Annotated in this window: 1 protein-coding gene and 1 pseudogene; one reads left to right on the top strand and one right to left on the bottom strand. The window is 48.5% G+C overall.

Translation table 11 applies throughout. The features are described 5' to 3' along the window. Window positions 1-303: 303 nt before the first annotated feature. Window positions 304-777 (bottom strand): trimethoprim-resistant dihydrofolate reductase DfrA16, encoded by a 474-nt coding sequence (gene dfrA16, locus FTU16_RS16380; RefSeq protein ID WP_032490158.1) that lies wholly within the window; start codon window positions 775-777, stop codon window positions 304-306. 155 nt (window positions 778-932) lie between these two features. Here dfrA16 and intI1 point away from each other — a divergent pair. After that, window positions 933-1,469, top strand: a pseudogene (gene intI1 / locus FTU16_RS16375) (class 1 integron integrase IntI1); the annotation flags it as partial. Window positions 1,470-1,596 lie beyond the last annotated feature (127 nt).

The following is a 1,596-nucleotide window of genomic DNA, read 5'->3' as shown; positions in this document are numbered from 1 at the left end:
GCCAGGCCTCAGCATTTTATTATGGTGATCCCCTGGGCGAAATGCGCCTGGTAAGCAGAGTTTTTGAAATGTAAGGCCTTTGAATAAGACAAAAGGCTGCCTCATCGCTAACTTTGCAACAGTGCCATAAAAACTTCATGTAAGTAACCCCATAATTTTGATTGTCACACATTTTATATAAAAGCATGAGGCTCCATAATATGGCTAACGCCCGCCTCAACTGCCGGAGGTTAATGGCGCCTTTTTTGCAGCTCCACCGCAAAAAAAGGTGACAGTAACCGGAGGTCAGATTGCAGGCGCTTGTTAACTCTTTTGCCAGATTTGATAACAATAGTTAATGTTAGACTCGAAATCTTGCTCAAATACCAACTTGAATGTATCTGGGATTTCAGGAAAAACTATGTCTCCATCTCGCTCGATGTCGACTGTTGAAATATGCAAAGTATCTACTTTGGAAATCAAGCTTTTGTATATTTCACCACCACCAGAAACGATAACATGATCCGTGATTTCCTCTAAATTTATTAAGGCATCCTGAATTGAGGAGAAAACCATTACACCCTCATCATTCGTAGAAAAATTAGAGCGAGTTACAACTGCATACTTTCGATTTGGGAGAGCGCCCATTGACTCAAAAGTTTTGCGTCCAACTAAAAGCCATTGATTATATGTAATTGCCTTAAATAGAAGTTGCTCGCCTTTGGCGCTCCATGGAATATCTGGTCCATTACCGATAATACCGTTCTTCGACTTGGCAGCCATTAGTGATAACTTCACGATTTCTCCCTCGAGTTAACTTTGTTTTAGGGCGACTGCCCTGCTGCGTAACATCGTTGCTGCTCCATAACATCAAACATCGACCCACGGCGTAACGCGCTTGCTGCTTGGATGCCCGAGGCATAGACTGTACAAAAAAACAGTCATAACAAGCCATGAAAACCGCCACTGCGCCGTTACCACCGCTGCGTTCGGTCAAGGTTCTGGACCAGTTGCGTGAGCGCATACGCTACTTGCATTACAGCTTACCAACCGAACAGGCTTATGTCCACTGGGTTCGTGCCTTCATCCGTTTCCACGGTGTGCGTCACCCGGCAACCTTGGGCAGCAGCGAAGTCGAGGCATTTCTGTCCTGGCTGGCGAACGAGCGCAAGGTTTCGGTCTCCACGCATCGTCAGGCATTGGCGGCCTTGCTGTTCTTCTACGGCAAGGTGCTGTGCACGGATCTGCCCTGGCTTCAGGAGATCGGAAGACCTCGGCCGTCGCGGCGCTTGCCGGTGGTGCTGACCCCGGATGAAGTGGTTCGCATCCTCGGTTTTCTGGAAGGCGAGCATCGTTTGTTCGCCCAGCTTCTGTATGGAACGGGCATGCGGATCAGTGAGGGTTTGCAACTGCGGGTCAAGGATCTGGATTTCGATCACGGCACGATCATCGTGCGGGAGGGCAAGGGCTCCAAGGATCGGGCCTTGATGTGGCACTGTTGCAAAGTTAGCGATGAGGCAGCCTTTTGTCTTATTCAAAGGCCTTACATTTCAAAAACTCTGCTTACCAGGCGCATTTCGCCCAGGGGATCACCATAATAAAATGCTGAGGCCTGGC

It is taken from the genome of Acinetobacter sp. YH12069, assembly GCF_013419675.1.
GTDB lineage: Bacteria > Pseudomonadota > Gammaproteobacteria > Pseudomonadales > Moraxellaceae > Acinetobacter > Acinetobacter amyesii.
The sequence above is the reverse complement of the archived record's forward strand: the minus strand, read 5'-3'. Positions and strand labels throughout refer to the sequence as shown.